Consider the following 19,862-nt stretch of genomic DNA (forward strand, 5'->3'; position numbering starts at 1 on the left):
AATCTTTACATTATGAGATCAACAGCTTGTTTGATAATGGGTATATTCTGTCTTCTTTTTTCTTCATGCAACTCTAATAAAAAAGATAAATCCAAGCAAAACACTGCTTCAAAAGAGTATCAATTGGTTTGGTCTGATGAATTCGATTACACAGGATTACCTGACTCAACAAAATGGGTATACGATACAGAAGGAAACAGCCAGGCATGGGGCAATAACGAATTGCAACATTATACACATGCTAAAAAAGAAAATGCCTGGGTCGAGAATGGAGTCCTTCATATTACTGCATGTAAAGAAAGTATAGAAGGAAAAGAATATAGCTCTGCAAGGTTGAATTCAAAATCCGACTGGTTGCATGGTAGAATTGAGGTGCGTGCTAAACTACCCAATGGGAGAGGCACCTGGCCTGCAATTTGGATGATGCCTGGAGGTTGGTCTTTCGAAGATGGAAACTGGCCGGATATTGGCGAGATAGATATCATGGAACATGTAGGCCATAATGCAGGAGTAATTCACGCGTCTGCTCACTCAAAAGATTATCAGTGGCAAAAAGGCACACAGCAAACGACAATTATAAAAATTCCCGATGCCACTGAAAAGTTTCACTCTTACATACTGGAATGGTCCGAAGATATCATGAAATGCTATGTAGATGACCAGTTGTACTTCGAGTACAAGAATGAAGGCTTGGGAGAATCCAAATGGCCTTACACAAAACCCTTTTACCTGATCTTAAATGTTGCAGTCGGAGGTGTTTGGGGAAGTGTTAAAGGAATTGACAAGGAAGCTTTTCCGCAAACAATGGAAGTGGACTTTGTTAGAGTTTATCAAAAGAAATAAGAAAAATATGAATTTAAAATATAGTGCTGCTGTTTCTTTAATTGTTGCAATGGGAGGATTTTTAATGGGATTTGACGCGTCGGTAATTTCGGGCGTTGTGAAATTTATTGAACCTCAGTTTGACCTTAGTAAAATTCAATTGGGTTGGGCTGTGAGCTGTTTGACTCTTACTGCAACTTTGGCCATGATGTTAGCTGGCCCTGTTAGTGATAGGTTTGGAAGAAGAACAGTGTTGAAATTCGCAGCAGCATTATATTTTATTTCAGCTTTAGGATCAGCCATAGCCCCTAATTTTTTTATGTTGGTTTTGGCAAGAATGATTGGAGGAATTGGAGTTGGCGCATCGCTGATCATAGCTCCAATGTATATTGCCGAAATCGCCCCTCCAAGACTTAGGGGTACTATGGTGTCCTTTAATCAACTGAATATTGTACTGGGAATATCGATTGCATTTTTTACCAATTACCTGATTTTAAAAATGGGAAAATCAAGTGCAAATTGGGCCATATGGCTTCAGTTTGATGCATACAATTGGAGATGGATGCTGGGACTGGAAGCGATTCCTGCCTTGCTCTATTTTTTCCTCTTGTTTTTTGTACCAAGAAGTCCAAGATGGTTAGCTATGAACGGATTGGATGATGAAGCTCTTGAGGTAATGAATAAGGCTGTAGGAGAAGAACAGGCGAAGGAACAGTTGGTACATATTACGCGAAGCATCAATTCATCAAAGAATAAGGAACGAATTTCAGTAAAGGAGTTATTTAAACCATCCTTAAAGTTGGTGTTGTTAATTGGTATTGTGATTGCCATTACACAACAAATAACAGGAATCAACTCAGTGTTCTTTTATGCTCCAATGATATTTGAACAGACAGGTATTGGAACCGATGCCTCATTCTCACAAGCCATTCTGGTGGGATTAACCAACCTTTTATTTACTCTTTTTGCAATTTGGTTGATCGATAGAGTAGGAAGAAAACCACTCCTGGTTTTTGGTTTGTTTGGTATTGTCGTTTCGATGTTTGTATTATCTGCGAGTTTTGGGAATGCTACCTACCAGTTAAGCGAAAAGAGTATATCGAAATGCTCTAGTTTTATTGAGCCTTACAAATTAAAAGAGATTGAGAATGTTGTATTCGAAAGTGATATTGAATTCAACAGTGCACTATTGACTAGTGTAGGAGAACAAACTTTTAAAGAGCATCAATCTCAATTTGTAGCAAAAGCAATCAGCATCAACCCATGGTTGGTATTATCAGGGATTATTGGCTTTGTTGCATCCTTTGCGATTTCTATAGGACCTGTTATGTGGGTTTTGTTTTCAGAACTTTTCCCAAATCGGGTAAGAGGATTAGCCATCTCATTTGTTGGACTAATCAACTCGGGGATAAGTTTCATTGTACAGCTGGCTTTCCCGTGGGAACAGATGAACCTGGGAAATGCTACTACCTTTTTAATATATGGAATATTTGGCGCATTAGGACTTGTGTTTGTGATTGTAATGCTGCCTGAAACCAAGGGGAAATCTCTTGAAGAATTAGAAGTAATTCTGATTAAAGAATAGGAACTGATCAAATCCTTTAAGGATTTATAATATAAAACTCAGAAGTTTTTTGTTGAAAGAAATTGAAGTTGAATCTAGTTAGATTAAAATGAAGAAGAGTAACATTTATCTGGGAAACACAAATTTGAATTGCAGCGGGGCTGAGATTAAAGGGGAATTTGTAGAACTAAATAATGAGAAGTTTTACAAGATTAGCAATTCTGACCAAATGGCAGACTTCTTTATGAGTATTGTTAGTGATTCAGATCACTGGATGTTCATATCAAGTAATGGTTCATTATCGGCAGGGAGAAAGAATCGTGATAACGCATTGTTTCCATATTACACTGTTGATAAAATCCATGATTTTAAAGGAATAACAGGTAGTAAGACCTTATTCTTGGTTGAAAAAAATGACAGAACCTTTTTGTGGGAACCTTTCGCAAAAAATTTGAATGAAGTATATAAAATTCAAAGAAATCTATATAAGAGTATTTACGGCAACAAGATCATTTTCGAAGAGGTGAACCTTGATTTGGGAATCGAGTTTCAGTATGCCTGGTACAATTCAGAAAAGTATGGATTTGTACGTAAATCGAAAGTAAAAAACATTAGCGGAAATAAGCTAAATGCAGAAGTGCTCGATGGAATTAAAAATATCATTCCTTATGGATTCGATTACGCATTTCAGAGTGAATACAGTAATCTACTTGATGCTTATAAAAAGAATGAATTGTTACCAGAGTCTGGTTTGGGATTGTTCATGTTGAGCTCAATCCCTGTTGATAGAGCAGAACCAAGTGAATCATTAAAATGTACTACGGTATGGTCTGCGGGATTGCAAGACAAGAAAATCTTATTATCGGCGAAGCAGGAACCGAATTTCCTAAAAGGTTTGAATCTTGAAACTGAAGTTGATGTGAGAGCAACCCGAGGGGCTTACATGATAAATTCTGAATTGGAATTGTCTGCTGGTAACTCGGAAGAATGGATGATTGTAGCAGAGATTAATCAGGATAGTTCAGATGTTTCGAATCTGAATGAATTCATTAAAAATGACAAGAACCTGCTTGCAGCTATTGATGAAGACATTCAATTGGGAACTGAGAATTTGATTAAGATTGTGGCTGACGCCGATGGTTTACAGTCGGGAAAAGATGATTTGTGTACTGCTCGTCATTTTTCGAATACCATGTTTAATGTAATGCGTGGTGGAATTTTTATTGATTCATACAATATTAATAGTGCAGATTTTGCTTTGTTTGTGAAGCAATCGAATACAATAATTTATTCGGAATTTAACAGCTGGTTGAATGAACTGCCAATAGAAATATCATATAATGAATTGCTTGATAGGGTAAGTACAGTAGCAAATTCTGATTTGCAAAGAATTTGCCTGGAGTACCTGCCATTAACATTTAGTCGTCGTCATGGTGATCCAAGCCGACCTTGGAACCAGTTCTCCATTGAAACTAAAAATGAAGATGGAAGTCCTAAATTAAATTACCAGGGAAACTGGAGGGATATTTTCCAAAACTGGGAAGCTTTGGCCTGGTCATTTCCTGAGTATTTGGAAGGGATGATTAGCAAGTTTGTGAATGCTTCTACTGCCGATGGATACAATCCTTACCGAATTACTCGTGAAGGAATCGATTGGGAATGTCCTGATCCTGATGATCCATGGGCTTACATTGGATATTGGGGAGATCACCAAATTATTTATTTACAGAAACTTTTGGAGTTATCAAATGAATTTCACCCGGGAAAATTAGATGAACTTCTAAGCAAAGAGATGTTTGTGTATGCAAATGTCCCATATCGAATTAAATCTTACGATGAGATTGTTAAAAATCCAAAGGATACCATTGGTTTTGATTTTGATCTGAACAAAACAATAAAAGCAAAATACAAAGAGCTTGGCGCTGATGCTTTTTTGTTGCAGCAGGGAAATGATATTTACAAGGTAAATCTGATGGAGAAAGTGTTGGTGACCCTGCTAAGTAAATTAAGCAATTTTATTCCTGAAGCTGGAATATGGCTGAATACTCAGCGTCCTGAATGGAACGATGCAAATAATGCATTGGTGGGGAATGGTGTTTCCATGGTAACTCTATACTACTTGCGAAGATTTTTGAAGTTTTGGACTGAAAAACTGACTGTATTATCGGTCGAAGAAATCACTGTTTCAGCAGAAGTGAAAGCGTTATTGGATAAGATCTTTAGCCTATTTAATGAGCGATCAAACTTGTTGAATACTGGCTTTACCAACAAGGACAGAAAGCACTTTACCGATGTTCTTGGTTTGGCAGGAACAGAGTACAGAGAGAGCATCTATGCAAATTCATTCTCTGGCGAACGCAAATCTGTTAAAGTTACAGATTTGGTAGAATTTACCAGTTTGGCAATGGCTTTTATGGATCAGTCGATTCGAGTGAATAAGCGCGAAGATAAGTTGTATCATGCTTATAATCTAATTTCAATTTCTGATGATGAAATATCGATTCGTTACCTGTATGAAATGCTGGAAGGGCAGGTAGCTGTGTTGAGTTCAGGATATTTATCGGCAGAAGAGAGTTTGGAAGTGCTGGATGCTTTAAAGGCGAGTTCATTATTCCGTGAGGATCAATTTAGCTACATTTTGTATCCCGATAGGCAGTTGGCAAGATTTACCGAGAAGAATAACATTTCCAAAGAGCAGGTTGCACAATCATCACTGCTTCAGAAATTAATTGAAAATAGGAATACAGAGCTGGTTTCAGTTGATCAGTCAGGCAACTGTCATTTCAATGGTAAAATTCGAAATGCAGAGGTGTTAAATGAAATTCTTGACAGATTAAATTCTGAATATACAGAATTAGTTATTTCTGATAGAGATCTTGTTCTAAATGCATACGAAAGTATGTTCGACCATCAGTCTTTTACAGGAAGATCAGGAACTTTCTATGGATATGAAGGATTGGGAAGTATCTATTGGCATATGGTTTCAAAACTGCTTCTTGCCACTCAAGAGAATTTCTTTCTGGCCACCGACGAGAACTTAAGTGCAGAGTTGATTGGAAGATTGAAGGAACATTACTATGAAATAAAAGCTGGTATTGGAATCTACAAATCACCAGACTTGTATGGTGCTTTCCCAACTGATGCCTACTCTCATACTCCTGGAAATGCTGGAGCCAAGCAACCAGGTATGACCGGTCAGGTAAAAGAAGATTTTATTTCGAGAATGGGAGAGTTAGGGATTCGCATCGATCAGGGTAAAATTGTTTTTGATTTGCCTTTGTTGAATGAGCAGGAAGTACTTAAGAATAAAGAATTGTTTGTTTTCTATGATCTTCAAAATGTAAAACAAACAATAGAGCTGCAGGAGGGGCAATTGGCCTTAACATTCTGTAAGGTTCCACTTGTAATTTCGAAAGGTTCAATGTCCGAAATAAAAATCACTTATAGAAATGGATCAAACACTTTGATCTCTGGTAATATCATCGATGAAAATATCAGTGCATCAATATTTAGAAGAGAAGATTCAGTGAAAAGAATTGATTATACAATGTCTGAAAACTAACAAATAAACTGTCGGTGTGGTTGCAGTTATGTGTAACCATACCGATAAACTTTAACCTTTTAAGCCTAAACCTATGTCTGTAAGAAGTGAATATTTAATGTCATTGGCAGGCGTTGATCTTGAAGACAAAAGCCAAGATGAATTACGAGCGCTATACTATCAGTATTTAAACAGAGGAATGCATGGGATCTGTTTCAGTCCATATGAGGAAGGACAGGAACCTGGGAACCAGATCAGCGAGGAACAGATTCGCAGAAGAATGGCAATTGTGAGTTCCCACTCCAAGTGGATTAGATCTTTTTCATGTACCGAAGGAAATGAATTGATTCCTAAAATAGCCAGAGAATTTGGTCTGAAAACCATGGTAGGAGCTTGGTTGGGTAAATATCACAGCATCAACGAAAATGAAATTGAAGGTGTTATCGAAGTGGCAAAAGCTGGTTATGCAGATATCGTAGCTGTTGGCAATGAAGTTTTGTATCGTGAAGATTTAACAGAAGAAGAGCTTCTGAAATATATCTATCGTGTAAAGGAAGAACTTCCTGGTATTCCTGTGGCTTATGTGGATGCATACTATGAGTTTGCAAACCGACCTAAGGTTACCGAGGCCTGCGATGTGATTCTTGCTAACTGTTACCCTTTCTGGGAAGGTTGTAGTCTCGAAAATTCATACCTGTACATGAAAGATATGTATAACCGTGCATTACGAGCTGGTTCAGGTAAAAAAGTGATCATTTCAGAAACTGGTTGGCCTAATGTAGGAGAGGCATTCCATGGTGCTATACCCTCTCAGGAAAATGCAATGAAATATTTCATTCAAGCTCAAAATTGGTCAAAAGAGGAAGATATCGAAATATTTTATTTCTCGTCATTCGATGAAGAATGGAAAACATCAGATGAAGGTGATGTAGGTGCTTATTGGGGAATTTGGAATAAGGATGAGAAGTTGAAATTTTAATTCGTGTACGTGCGAAGAAGGCTAAGAAAATAGTTAATGAAGAAGCTTACTGAACAACTAAATATAAAAATTGACAAGGCAATTTGTTACTCGGGATTTAGAGAGGGACAGAGTCCGGATGCGGGGATTTTTCCTACTTATGAGCAGGTTCGAGAAGACTTGTTAATCTTACAAGGACACTGGAAATATTTAAGGCTTTATGCTTGCGATGAGCAAACCGATACTGTGCTTAAGGTGATTCGAAATGAGAAGCTTGATTTTCAGGTGATGCTTGGCGCATACATTGGTGCTGAAATGAACAATTTTGCCTGTCCATGGGGTGGCGTTTACACCGAAGGACAACTAATTGCCAACAAGGAGCACAATATCAATCAAGTTGAGAAATTAATCAAACTGGCCAATCAATATTCTGATATTGTTTTTGCTCTTTCGGCTGGAAATGAGGCAACCGTTAGTTGGACAGATCATTATGTTCCGGTTGAAAGTGTTATCCGATATGTGAATATCATTAAGAAAGGAGCCAAGCAGCCTGTTACATTCTGTGAAAATTATGTGCCATGGCTCGATTATATTAAGGATTTAGTGGAAGCTGTAGATTTTATTTCCATTCATACCTACCCGGTTTGGGAATACAAAAACATTGATGAGGCCTTGGAGTACACCAAACAAAACTATTACAGTATCGCTGAAAAATATCCAGATAAGCCAGTTGTAATTACCGAGGCAGGTTGGGCAACAAATTCAAATGGAAGAGGAATCGATCCTGAAAATGTGAGTGAAGATTTCCAAAGTATTTATTATCAGGATTTGATGAAATGGACCGAAGAAGAAGAGATACTCTGCTTTTATTTCGAAGCCTTTGATGAATCATGGAAAGGATCGCCGGAACCAATGGAACCTGAAAAACACTGGGGATTATTCACACTGGATAGGGAACCAAAGAAAGTGATGGAAAATCAATTTACTGAACTCATGCAAGCTTAAAACCTAAACATATGAAAAACTCAACAATAAAAAATATTTCAATACTGATATGTATTACGATTGGATTGTTCTCATGTAAGAATGCTGTAAAAAAATCGGATACAAACATTCATGAGGAAGTGAAAAAGAATATGGAAATCAAACAAGAGAAAAAGAATCTTTTAGGTGGAACATCATGGGCCGTAGCCTATTCAGGCTTTCGTAGCGGACAGCATCCCGACAGGGGAAATGGAGCAGTAAATCCGAGTGATGCAGAAGTGCTGGAAGATTTAAATATTATTTCGAAAGATTCATTGTTCAATTTAATCAGGCTATATGATTGTGGCGAAAATTCGCAGGCAGTACTAAGAATTATCCAAGAAAACCAGCTGAATATTAAAGTGATGTTAGGGGTTTGGTTAAAGGCAGAGTTGAGTGCTCATGAAACCTGTTCGTGGCTTAACGAACTCATTCCACAAGAAACTTTGGATAAAAATAGGGTGCTGAACCAGGAAGAAATTCAAAGAGGAATTGCTTTAGCCAACAAATATCCGGAAACGGTAATTGCCGTGAATGTTGGTAACGAGGCATTGGTGGAGTGGAATGACCATAAAGTTGATACCGATTCTATCATTTCCTACGTGAAAAGAGTACAGAAAGAGATTCAGCAGCCAGTAACCGTTGCCGATAACTACGAATGGTGGATTAAAAGTGGACAGAAGCTGGCTAAGGCTGTAGACTTTGTTTCAATTCATGTGTATCCGGTTTGGGAAGGAAAGGACATTGACGAAGGAATGTTATATACCATACAAAATGTACAGGATGTTAGAAATGTTTTACCGAATAGTAAGCTTGTGATTACCGAAGCAGGATGGGCAAGCATTGCATCTGAGTTTGGTGAAAGGGCCAGTGAGGAGAAACAGGAACGCTACTACAATGAACTGAAGGAGTGGTCGAAGGAAATGAATATTACCACTTTCTTTTTTGAAGCTTTTGATGAGGATTGGAAGGGTGAAACAGCTAATCCGTTAGGAGCTGAAAAGCACTGGGGATTGTTTACGGTTGACAGAAAACCGAAAAAAGTAATGCAGGCTCTTTACCCAGAACTTTAACCAACAATATCTAATTACGAATCACTCACACCTAAAATAAAAAGCAATATGGCACCCTATAAAACGGCAGCAGAAGACAAAGTTCCTTTTGGACAGAAAGCAGCTTATGGAGCAGGACAGTTGACTATTAATCTTTATCCAGCGGCCTTAGGCGTTTTTATGTTCTACCTGATCTATGGGTTTAAAATGGATCCTGTTTTAGCTGGTTTATTGTCTGCCTTGCCAAAATTTTTTGACGCATTAATTGACCCAATTATGGGTTATATTTCAGACAATACTCGGACTCGTTGGGGAAGAAGAAAACCATACGTTCTATTGGGAAGTATCATTTCTGGGATCGCTTTTATGGTACTGTGGCAATTGCATCCTGAGAATTCAGAAATCTATAATTTCTTTTACTTTTTAATCCTGTCGATTATTTTCTTCATTGCCTTTACGATTTATTCCACGCCATTCATAGGGTTGGGATATGAAATGACACCCGATTACAATGAGCGGACCAGGTTAATGGCGGTTGGGCAGTTTTTTGGTCAGATGGCCTGGATGATTGCTCCATGGTTCTGGATCATGATTGGAAACTCAGATCTGTTTTTCGAGGAATCGACAACGGGAGTTAGAGTTCTATCTGTATGGGTTGGAGGTGCAAGCATCATATTGGGTGCCTTACCAGCGCTGTTTTGTAAGGAACTTAAATTGCCGAATTTGGAAGGTGAATCCAAATTAAGCATTCGGAAACTTGCTTCAAATCTAAAAGAATTTTGGACAGCAATTGTACAAACTTTAACCTGTAAGCCATTTGTGAAGTTGTGTGGTGCCACTTTTTTAATATTTAATGGTTTTCAGACGATTGCACAGTTTTCTTATTTTATTATCCTTTATTATTTGTTTGATGGTAGCATCAGTGCTGCTGGTTCCTGGCCGCCATGGTTCAGTACTGTCAACGCTGCATGTACTGCATTTCTAATTATTCCAATTGTAACTCGTATTTCAACCAAAGTGGGCAAGAGAAAGGCCTTTATCATTTCCACTTTACTCTCTATTGTGGGATATGTATTAAAGTGGTGGGGATTTAACCCGGCCAATCCATGGCTGATGTTTATTCCTTTGCCATTGATTTCTTTCGGTATTGGAGGTTTGTTTACCTTAATGATGTCGATGACTGCGGATGTATGTGATTTGGATGAATTGAATAATGGAACACGCCGAGAGGGGATGTTTGGAGCCGTTTATTGGCTGATGGTGAAGTTGGGTAATGCACTTGCATTTTTAGTTAGTGGCGTAGTTTTAAAAATGGTTGGATTTGATCAAAATGCACAAATCCAAACAGCAGAATCATTAATAAACCTGAGATTGGCAGATATTATTATACCTATATTTTTTGCTCTTATTGCCATTTGGATGATGATGAAATATAGCATTTCGGAGCAAAGAGCACTTGAAATTCGACAGGCCTTAATTGCCCGAAGAGGAAAAGTAAAACATTAAATAAAACTTTATAGGACAATCATGAAAAGAAACTATTTATTGATATTATTTATAAGCATTGCTATGATGGCTTGTAATACAAAAGATAAAAGCTTGTTGGTTGATGCGTATGAAACATCAGCAGCAGGGAATAAGCTTCAAAAAATTGAAGTCTCTGAAAAACATAAACCAGATGCTGAAATTAATATTAAGCCTGATGAGAAATTCCAGGAAATTATAGGTTTTGGAGGTTCGTTTACTGAATCAACAGCCTACCTGATGAATCAAATTGGTAAAGAAAATCGAAAGCAAATTTTAGATGCCTATTTTGGAGAAAATGGAGCAAGATATTCCTTAACCAGAACGCATATTAACTCTTGTGATTTTTCCTTAAGCAACTATTCTTATGCTCCGATTAAGGGAGACAAAGAGCTAAAGCATTTTTCTATCGACGAAGATCGTGATGATATCATTCCAATGATAAAAGAGGCAATGGCAGTTTCGAAGGATGGTTTTAAAATTATGTCTTCGCCATGGACCGCTCCAATTTGGATGAAAGACAACAAGGATTGGAAAGGTGGAAAATTATTGCCGGAATATTACGATACCTGGGCATTGTTCTTTTCGAAGTACATTAATGAGTACAAGAAAGAAGGAATTGATATTTGGGGCTTAACTGTAGAAAATGAACCATTGGGTAATGGTTACAACTGGGAGAGTATGCACTACACACCTGAGGAAATGGTTGACTTTGTTAACAATTATTTAGGGCCAAAATTGAAGACAGATGGTCATGATGTAAAGGTGTTGGGTTACGATCAAAATCGTGATGAATTGAAAGAGTGGGCTGATATCATGTATAAAGATGAGGAATCCTCAAAATATTTCGATGGTATGGCGATTCACTGGTATGCCAGTACATTTGATTATATGCCTGAAGCATTGCAATACACCTACAAAAAAGCACCTAATAAAATGATGATCCAGTCGGAAGCCTGTGTGGATGCAGAGGTGCCGCACTGGAATGATGATGCATGGTACTGGAAAAAAGAAGCCACCGATTGGGGATTTGATTGGGCTCCTGAAGAGCAGAAGCACCTTCACCCAAAATATGTTCCGGTATATCGTTATGCGCGCGATATTATTGGTTGCCTAAACAATTGGGTACAAGGATGGGTTGATTGGAATATGGTGCTTGACACTCAAGGTGGTCCAAACTGGGCAAATAACTGGTGTTTGGCTCCTGTAATAGTCGATCCTAAGAAAGATGAGGTATACTTCACTCCAATGTACTACACTTTGGCACACTTTAGCAAGTATATCCGTCCAGGCGCTATCCGAATTGGTTTTGAATTAAATGATGATGATTTAATGGTAACTGCGGCTCAAAACCCTGATGGTTCAATTGCCGTTGTGGTATTGAATATGAAAGAGGAAGCCAAGCAATTAAAGTTGAAAATGGACGGAAAGGAAAGCGCTTTTAAAATTGACGCCCAAGCAGTACAAACAATTGTAATTCATCAGGATAAATAAATCGAAGTCATGCCTACTATGAATAGATTTCTCTGTATAGCCTTTTTAATGATTTGCATTGCTTGCAATCAAAAGGAAAATCTTGTTTCAATATCAGGTAGAAATATTGTGCTTAATGATTCTGTCTATCTCATTAAAGGAATTTGTTATCATCCTGTTCCAAAAGGCAGTAAACAAAGAAGCTTTGAAAGACTTGAACAAGATTTGGCCTTGATGAATGAGGCAGGAATAAATACCATCAGACTGTATTCTCCTGTTGATGATCAAGCAGTATTGGATCAAATCCATAAGGCAGGAATAAAAATCATAGTAGGCTTTGGTTACAATCAAAACGGACATTTTGATATTCTATCAGGGAGTTTTGCCAATTACATTAACAAGTATAAATCACACCCAGTCATTCTTTTTTGGGAATTGGGGAATGAATACAATTACCATCCCGAGTGGTACGATGGTGATATGAAAAACTGGTATGCTGCATTGAACCAGGCAGCACAAAAAGTTCATGAAATTGATAAGCATCACCCCGTTGCTACGGCTCATGGAGAATTACCCGATTCCCTTGCGCTGTCCATTTGTACTGATATTGATATTTGGGGAATGAATGTGTACCGCTGGGATGATCCGACAGACATTTTCAGGGAATGGAAAAGCATTAGCAAAAAACCAATGTACCTGTCAGAAGCCGGTGCCGATAGTTACATGACCATTTCGAAGAGTGGTTATGAGCAAGGTGAAAACCAAAAAGCCCAGGCCGATGCCACCAGGAAGATTTTAAAGTCGACTTTCGGGAATCAGGAGGTATGTGCAGGACTTGCTTTATTTGCCTTTGTAGATGAATTCTGGAAAGCAGGAAATCCGGATACACAAGATCCGGGAGGTTGGGCACCAAACAGCAGTGGTGTTCCATATGATGGTGCTCCCAATGAAGAGTATTGGGGCATTGTAGATATCGAAAGAAATAAAAAAGAAGCTTTTTACATTGTGAAAGAACAGTACAAATAATCTAAAAGGCAAAGTTAACACGACATGAAGTATTTTTTTGAGTGTCTATATGTCGTTTCTTCGAAATTTAAATTCAAAAATATTAGCAGCGATGGACAAAGCAGATTCAAAATTATCATTAAAAGAGAAAATCGGATACAGCCTAGGAGATACAGCCTCACATTTTGTTTGGGATATGGTTGGTTTCTGGATTCTGATTTTCTATACTGATACATTTGGAATTTCAGCTGCTGCTGCGGGAACCATTATGCTAATCGCTCGTTTTTGGGATATGGTTAGCGACCCGCTAATGGGGATTATTGCAGATAGGACAAAGACCAAATGGGGAAAATTCAGGCCTTATATTTTATGGATGGCTGTACCTTATAGTGTTTTAGCTGTTTTGACCTTTACAACCCCAAATTTGGGGCCAACAGGTAAGGTAATTTATGCAGGAACGACCTATTTTCTATTAATGACAGTGTTCACTGCCATCAACCTGCCTTATTCATCTTTGGGAGCTGTAATGACTTCCGATTCTTATGAGCGTGCTGGCTTAAACTCCTATCGCTTTATTTTCGCTTTTGTGGGGCAGTTTATCGTATCGGGAACAGCACTGTCGTTGGCTTTGTATTTTGGTGGTGGTGATACTACCAAGGGATATCAATACACATTAATGTTGTTTGGAGGAATCAGTTTGATTTTGTTCTTAATTACCTTTAAAACTACCAGGGAAAGAGTTCAACCTCCAAAGGAACAAAAGGAGAACCTTAAAGAGGATTTTAAAAACTTATTTAAAAACAAACCTTGGGTAATCCTGTTTTTTGTTGGCATCATCTCATTTATCATGTTTGCCATGCAGAATTTGTCCATTGCATATTATTTCAAGTATTATATTGGGAATGAGGAAAATGTCCAGTTATTCAATGTGATTGGAACGGTAGCGCTTATTGTTGCTATTCCGTTTTCGAAACCATTGGCTCAAAAATTTGGTAAGAGAAATGTGTTCTTGGCTAGTTCATTATTGTCTGGATTTTTCTTCATTTGCCTTTATATCCCTTCTTCCGATAACCTGTTTCTGATTTATATCTTTAATATTCTTGCTAAAATCTCTTATGCTCCAGCAGTTCCTTTGCTTTGGACAATGCTTGCCGATACGGCAGATTATTCGGAATGGAAATCGGGCCGAAGAGCTACTGGATTGGTATTTTCCGCAGCCACATTTGCACAAAAAGCAGGCTGGGGAATTGGAGGTGCTTTGGCTGGCTGGTTGCTTGCAATTTTCCAGTTTACACCAAACGTTGAACAAACAGAAACTGCAATTGCAGGCATTAAATTGATGATTTCGGTATTCCCAGGAATTCTTTACATGTCTTGTGCGATATTGTTGTATTATTATACCATCGATCATGAAACTTGCGAACGAATGAAAAGGGATTTGGATGCAAGGAGATTAAATGAATAAAAATTATTTTTGTGAATTGTATAAGACTTTAGTATAGAAAGCTAAGGCTTAACTCAGTATTTAAATCTAAGCTACCAAAAGATAAATTGATTAAAGTATAAAAAAATGATAGCCATCCTGGGGGAGGATGGCCATCTGTAAAGAGTCATATGCAAAAGTCGACTTGTTTATTCTACATCTTCTTCATCTTCTGTAGATTCATCAACCGAAGAAAATGAAACTTTTTTTGACTCCAATATTTCATATACTTCAGACATTTTTATTTTATAAATGGATTCTCCATCATCTGCCTGAATTCGATAAAAGTTTATTTTTTCAGGTGTTTCAACCAAGAAAATATTATCGATAACGGCACCTTTATATTTTTTATAAATAAGTTTGGTGATTTCAGCCGATGCAGATTCCACATTAATTGATGTAGAAGTTTCCAGCCATTTTCCATCAGCAGAAAACATAGCAAGCTTATATTCTTCCTCAATATAAAAAGAAGCTTCATACTCTCCATCTATCTCTGTCCAAATAATATCTTCAGCTTCTGCAAACATTTTTACAAATGCATCATTTACTTGTTTTGGAACATCATAATCCTGTCCAAAAGCTATCAATGGAAGAATACCTATAAGTAATAATAATTTTTTCATTTCAATTGTTATTAAGAATTATGACATTTAGACGGCATAGTTTTTTAAAGTCACAACCGATCACATTATAGTTTTTGAATTTTATATAAATTTTTTCTCATATCTTTTAAATTTCGATAGGTACCATATTCATGTAAGATTTTTAATAAGCTTAAGTCTAAATCGGCCACCAAGGTCATTTCAGTGTTTGGAGTTGATTCTGCTAATATGGCATCTGTAGGAAATGAAAAGTCAGAAGGGGTGAAAATTGCCGATTGAGCGTATTGAACATCCATGTTTGATACTTTAGGTAGATTTCCAACACATCCGGCAATAGCAACATAACATTCATTTTCAATGGCTCGAGCTTGGGCGCATCTTCGAACCCTATAATAGCTGTTTTTAGTATCAGAAATGAAAGGAACAAACAACACTTCAATTTTTTCTTGCGACATTATTCTGGATAATTCGGGAAATTCGATATCATAACTTGATAGAATTCCAATTTTGCCACAATCGGTTGATAAAACCTTTATTTCGTTCCCTCCTTTCATTCCCCAATAGGATGACTCAGCCGGTGTAGGATGAATTTTAAATTGATAATCCATCGTTCCATCTCTACGAAATAAATAAGAAATCCCCTTTAGTTGATAATCATCAATTACAGGTATGCAACCTGCTATTATATTTGTGTTATATTTTACTGCAAAATCAGCAAAGGTATTTTTTAACGAATTAGAAATTAAGGCAAGTTTTCGAATGGCTTCGGATTCAGTTAAATCTTTGAAGTTGGCCAGAAGTGGTGCATGAAATAGTTCTGGAAACAATATAAAATCAACCTTATAGCGACTTAAGGAATCTATAAAATACTCCACCTGTTCGATCAAACTTTCTTGATTTTCAAATGGTCGCATCTGCCATTGAACAATTCCAATTCTGATGGTGGTTTTAGGTGAATTAATGAGCAGCTCTTCTTCCTGGTAGTAAATATTATTCCACTCCAATAAAGTAGCATACTCCTTGGATTCAACATCACCAGGTAAATAACCTTTTAATATTTTTTTTACATGAAAATCATTAGCCAACTGAAAACCTAATACAGGATCTTCAATTTCTTTATTTCTAACTTTGTCAATATAAGTTCTAGGACTATAAACATCTGCATAGCGAATGTAATTTGGGATTCTGCCACCAGCAATTATTGATTTTAAATTTAACTGTTCGCAAAGTTCTTTCCTGGCATCATATAGTCTTCGTCCAAGCCTTTTATCTCTATGTTCAGGATGCACCAATACCTCTATACCATATAAAACATCCCCATCTTTTGAGTGGGTTGAGAAAGTATAGTTTCCAGTTGCTTGCTCATATGTGTGCTGGTTTCCAAATTGTTTGTAATCTACAATAATGGATAATGCACAAGCAACAACTTTACTGTTAATTTCGATACATATTTGACCTTCAGGGAATATATTGAGTAACTTCTCCAGGTCGGATTTACTCCAAAATTGACCGCCAATTCCCGAATAAGCTTCAGTTGATGCCTCTTTTAATGAATAATAGTCATCAATTTCAAGATGTCTAAGCTCTATTTTTTGTTTTGCCATGTCTTAAGTGAAATATTGAAAGGGACAGGAATGATAAACTAACATTTATGTGATCAATTAAAATCTGTCCCTTTCTGTGGTCTGATATATAAACAACAAAACCTAACAAGTGTTTTCAAAAGGAGATAAGCATTAATGAAGTAGAGACGATTGGAAGTGCTACGGCAACCAGATTGTAGCACTTCCTATTTCACCCTAAAAAATAAAACATAGTTATAATAAGATAATTTACGTATTTAGTCTTATTGATTAGTGTCCACAACAAACTGATTTTTATTAATCTTGTAGGTGAAATAATCATCTCATGTTTCTGCAAATATTTAAACATTACCCTTAAGCAGGATACATATTAGACAGAATAAGGTTGAAAAGTCACATCATTTCATATGAAAATTTCATTTGTTTGCTGATTTTTTGTTTGGCTCGCTGTAATCTCATTTTTACAGCACTTTCTCCCATATGAAATTGATCTTGTAATTCTTTTATGCTTTTTCCTTCTAAATATTTTAATTTCAGCATTAGTTGCTCAGTTTTAGATACCGATTTTATAACATTTTCAAGCGATACATTGTCTAAGTTATTGGGTTCATATTCTTCATCTGCCAAATCATAAGCTAAGGAAGATAGCTTCTCATACTTGTTGCGATATTTTTTTCGGTAATCTTCAATACAGAAGTTGTGCGTAATTCTAAATAACCATGTCGAGAACTCTGAATTGCCTCTAAACAGATGCAGTTTACTGAAAGTTCTTAGAAAAATTTCCTGCACTAGATCATAGGCCTCTATTGGATCTTTCGAAAAAGAAAGGCATTTGTAATATACATTGTTGAAATGTCTTTCGTATAATATCCCCAGGCTTGTTTGATCGCCTTGCAAATGATAATGTACCAATTGTTCATCGGATAAATTCCTATCCACAGACTTTTTCATCTTTTAACTTTATAAATTGTTATACACTTAAAAGTATGAAGTGCTCTTTGGATAAATTTCAGGTAAAATACTGTTTTTATTTCTAAGTGGAATAACAGAAAAAAAGTAGGTGATTTCACCTACTTGCAAACTCTATTAATGAGATCTTCCATCTAACTCATCGGTCAGAATACCTTGATAATAATCCTGTAAAAGCTTCTTTTTAGGAGCGGATTTAATCGATTTTCTGCTTCGATTTGATTTCATTCCTTTTTCAGACATGAAAGTTCTAAATGTTTTAGACATGATTTTAAGTATTACTTGATCTAATAATTTTGTGCTTATTTGACGCTTGAATAATAAAAAAGTCACATCTTATAATAGGTATTGAAATATTATTTAATATTGATATTTAATAATGAAATATTATCAAATTAAAATCTCGGTTTAGTGTAATTCTGAAAATCAAATTAATGACACAAGAAATCCATAATGATCAGATTAAGAATCTTCTTAGTTCAGTTGTTAATAATGCACCTTATGGCATGATTGCAATTGATAATTTTGATCAAATTGTGCTTGTAAACGAGCAGGCAATTTCTTTTTTGAAGCTTGATGTGAACTCCAATGATTTAAATGAACTTGTAATTTTTGATCAAATAAAGCATGTAGAGCAATTGTATTTGAAATTAAATCAGATTGTTAAAAATCAATATCAGGATTTTAATATAGATGCGTTGCCATTTGATGATAAGTTTTTAAATATTCGAGGTAGGAAAATAAAAGAAGGTTATGTCGTAACAATCGAGGATATCACCAGGGATAAAGAGATGGAAATGGTTGCTTTAAATTCAATGCTGGAAGGTCAGGAGTTGGAGAGAAGAAGAATAGCCAAGGAAATTCATGATGGAATCGGCCCAAGTTTATCTACAGTTCGTCTTTTGTTGGAAAATATTTCATCAGAAAATAACCGACTCGATAATACAAAGTTCTCCACTCAAATGTCAGTGATTTTTGATATGATTGATTCTTTAACAGGTGATATTAGGGATATTTCACATCAGTTAATGCCTAAGTTGTTGATTGATTTTGGTATTATTCCAGCACTGGAGAATCTGATTAATAGAATTAATAAAGCTGAAAGAATAAAAATTATTTTATTTCACTCGATTCTTAGTGAGCGATTTCCTGAGTTAATTGAACTAGGCCTGTATCGAATATGTCAGGAATTGATTAATAATTCAGTAAAGCATTCATCGGCCTCTGAAGTGCAGGTACAATTAATAGAACATCCAGACAGCATAATTTTAATGGTTGAGGATAATGGCTGTGGATTTGATAAAACATTTGTAATGAAGGAAAATCCGGGAGTGGGATTAATTAATGTAGAATCTAGAACCAATGCATTTGGAGGTAACTTTATTTTAGATACAGCAATATCAAAAGGAGTTACTGCTACTATTGAAATACCTTTGGAAAAATGACAGGAATGAAGATCAAAATCTTAATAGCTGATGATCATAAAATGTTTAGGGAAGGGATAAAAGCTCTTCTTCAGAAAGAAAAGATGATTGAAGTTTGCGGTGATGCAGATAATGAACATGATATTCTAAGTTTAATTAAATTATCTCGTCCGGATGTTGTTTTGATGGATATTGATATGGGTACAACCAGCGGTATCAATCTAACAGAAAAAATTAAGGCATATGATGGCAGTATAAATGTATTAGCGGTATCTATGCATGGAGATAAAGAATATGTGGTAAAAATGTTAGAGGCTGGAGCGGTTGGCTATATTCTTAAAAATGCAGGCAAGGAAGAGATGTTAAGAGCGATTAAATGTGTTGCGGTTGGCGATACTTATTTAAGTGGTGAAGTTTCAAAAAACCTGATGTTTGGTAGAATTGAAAAATCAAAAGCAGAAAAATCGATTTCCTTAACAAAACGTGAGATAGAGATATTAAAGCTTATTGCACAAGAATTTTCAAATAATGAAATTGCATCTCAGTTATTTGTAAGTGTAAGAACAGTGGATACCCATCGAAGAAATTTAATGGAAAAATTGGCAGTTAAAAATACTGCTGGTTTGGTTAAATATGCTTTTAGAAATAAACTTGTAGAATAGTATATCATTCACTAAAAACTTTAACCAATTTTCCATTGTTCGTGAAAATCGCGTTTATAGATTCTTCTTGATAAAAAAATCTTACTTTATACATTTCATGACCAAGCATCCGCCATTTAATATTGGATGCGGCAGGGAAATAATTCTTAAAAGACCTAAGAACACTGCTATTAGGTA

Annotated in this window: 16 protein-coding genes; 12 read left to right on the forward strand and 4 right to left on the reverse strand. The window is 36.3% G+C overall.

What is annotated here, in order from left to right; genetic code table 11:
* Positions 1–12: 12 nt before the first annotated feature.
* The 10 genes from ACKPCA_RS00765 (at position 13) to ACKPCA_RS00810 (ending at position 14,427) form a co-directional block, all read left to right on the forward strand.
* A complete protein-coding gene (locus ACKPCA_RS00765) occupies positions 13–843 on the forward strand; it encodes a glycoside hydrolase family 16 protein (RefSeq protein ID WP_321280780.1) in 831 nt (276 codons plus the stop codon).
* 7 nt (positions 844–850) lie between these two features.
* The gene (locus ACKPCA_RS00770) at positions 851–2,407 is read left to right on the forward strand and encodes a sugar porter family MFS transporter (protein WP_321280782.1); all 1,557 of its coding nucleotides are present in this window, start codon (positions 851–853) and stop codon (positions 2,405–2,407) included.
* Between the two features lie 88 nt (positions 2,408–2,495).
* Positions 2,496–5,948 (forward strand): hypothetical protein, encoded by a 3,453-nt coding sequence (locus ACKPCA_RS00775; RefSeq protein ID WP_321280783.1) that lies wholly within the window; start codon positions 2,496–2,498, stop codon positions 5,946–5,948.
* Between the two features lie 73 nt (positions 5,949–6,021).
* The gene (locus ACKPCA_RS00780; RefSeq protein ID WP_321280784.1) at positions 6,022–6,906 is read left to right on the forward strand and encodes a glycoside hydrolase family 17 protein; all 885 of its coding nucleotides are present in this window, start codon (positions 6,022–6,024) and stop codon (positions 6,904–6,906) included.
* Between the two features lie 36 nt (positions 6,907–6,942).
* Entirely contained in the window at positions 6,943–7,890 is a 948-nt protein-coding gene (locus tag ACKPCA_RS00785) for a glycoside hydrolase family 17 protein (protein ID WP_321280785.1), read from the forward strand.
* A gap of 11 nt (positions 7,891–7,901) precedes the next feature.
* Entirely contained in the window at positions 7,902–8,981 is a 1,080-nt protein-coding gene (locus tag ACKPCA_RS00790) for a glycosyl hydrolase family 17 protein (RefSeq protein WP_321280786.1), read from the forward strand.
* Positions 8,982–9,029: 48 nt separating this feature from the next.
* Complete coding sequence (locus ACKPCA_RS00795) at positions 9,030–10,466, forward strand: MFS transporter (RefSeq protein WP_321280787.1); 1,437 nt, start codon at positions 9,030–9,032, stop codon at positions 10,464–10,466.
* 21 nt (positions 10,467–10,487) lie between these two features.
* On the forward strand, positions 10,488–11,978 hold the full coding sequence (locus ACKPCA_RS00800; protein ID WP_321280788.1) for a glycoside hydrolase family 30 protein: 1,491 nt from the start codon (positions 10,488–10,490) through the stop codon (positions 11,976–11,978).
* Positions 11,979–11,996: 18 nt separating this feature from the next.
* A complete protein-coding gene (locus ACKPCA_RS00805) occupies positions 11,997–12,983 on the forward strand; it encodes a glycoside hydrolase family 2 TIM barrel-domain containing protein (RefSeq protein WP_321280790.1) in 987 nt (328 codons plus the stop codon).
* 91 nt (positions 12,984–13,074) lie between these two features.
* Positions 13,075–14,427, forward strand: a complete 1,353-nt coding sequence (locus ACKPCA_RS00810; RefSeq protein WP_321280791.1) for an MFS transporter — start codon at positions 13,075–13,077, stop codon at positions 14,425–14,427.
* A gap of 167 nt (positions 14,428–14,594) precedes the next feature.
* Here ACKPCA_RS00810 and ACKPCA_RS00815 read toward each other — a convergent pair whose 3' ends face one another.
* The 4 genes from ACKPCA_RS00815 to ACKPCA_RS00830 all read right to left on the reverse strand — a co-directional run bounded on the left by ACKPCA_RS00815 (position 14,595) and on the right by ACKPCA_RS00830 (position 17,866).
* Positions 14,595–15,068: a hypothetical protein gene (locus tag ACKPCA_RS00815; protein ID WP_321280793.1), complete on the reverse strand. Its 474-nt coding sequence runs from the start codon at positions 15,066–15,068 to the stop codon at positions 14,595–14,597.
* 65 nt (positions 15,069–15,133) lie between these two features.
* Positions 15,134–16,651 (reverse strand): carbon-nitrogen hydrolase family protein, encoded by a 1,518-nt coding sequence (locus tag ACKPCA_RS00820; RefSeq protein ID WP_321280794.1) that lies wholly within the window; start codon positions 16,649–16,651, stop codon positions 15,134–15,136.
* Positions 16,652–17,023: 372 nt separating this feature from the next.
* Entirely contained in the window at positions 17,024–17,581 is a 558-nt protein-coding gene (locus ACKPCA_RS00825) for an RNA polymerase sigma factor (protein WP_321280796.1), read from the reverse strand.
* 135 nt (positions 17,582–17,716) lie between these two features.
* The gene (locus ACKPCA_RS00830; RefSeq protein ID WP_321280797.1) at positions 17,717–17,866 is read right to left on the reverse strand and encodes a hypothetical protein; all 150 of its coding nucleotides are present in this window, start codon (positions 17,864–17,866) and stop codon (positions 17,717–17,719) included.
* 167 nt (positions 17,867–18,033) lie between these two features.
* Here ACKPCA_RS00830 and ACKPCA_RS00835 point away from each other — a divergent pair, with 167 nt between their 5' ends.
* Both ACKPCA_RS00835 and ACKPCA_RS00840 read left to right on the forward strand, forming a co-directional pair.
* The gene (locus ACKPCA_RS00835) at positions 18,034–19,044 is read left to right on the forward strand and encodes a sensor histidine kinase (protein ID WP_321280799.1); all 1,011 of its coding nucleotides are present in this window, start codon (positions 18,034–18,036) and stop codon (positions 19,042–19,044) included.
* A gap of 5 nt (positions 19,045–19,049) precedes the next feature.
* A complete protein-coding gene (locus ACKPCA_RS00840) occupies positions 19,050–19,685 on the forward strand; it encodes a response regulator transcription factor (RefSeq protein WP_321280802.1) in 636 nt (211 codons plus the stop codon).
* Positions 19,686–19,862: the final 177 nt, after the last annotated feature.

Origin of the sequence: Marinifilum fragile (genome assembly GCF_963677365.1) — a bacterium.
Lineage (GTDB): Bacteria > Bacteroidota > Bacteroidia > Bacteroidales > Marinifilaceae > Marinifilum > Marinifilum fragile.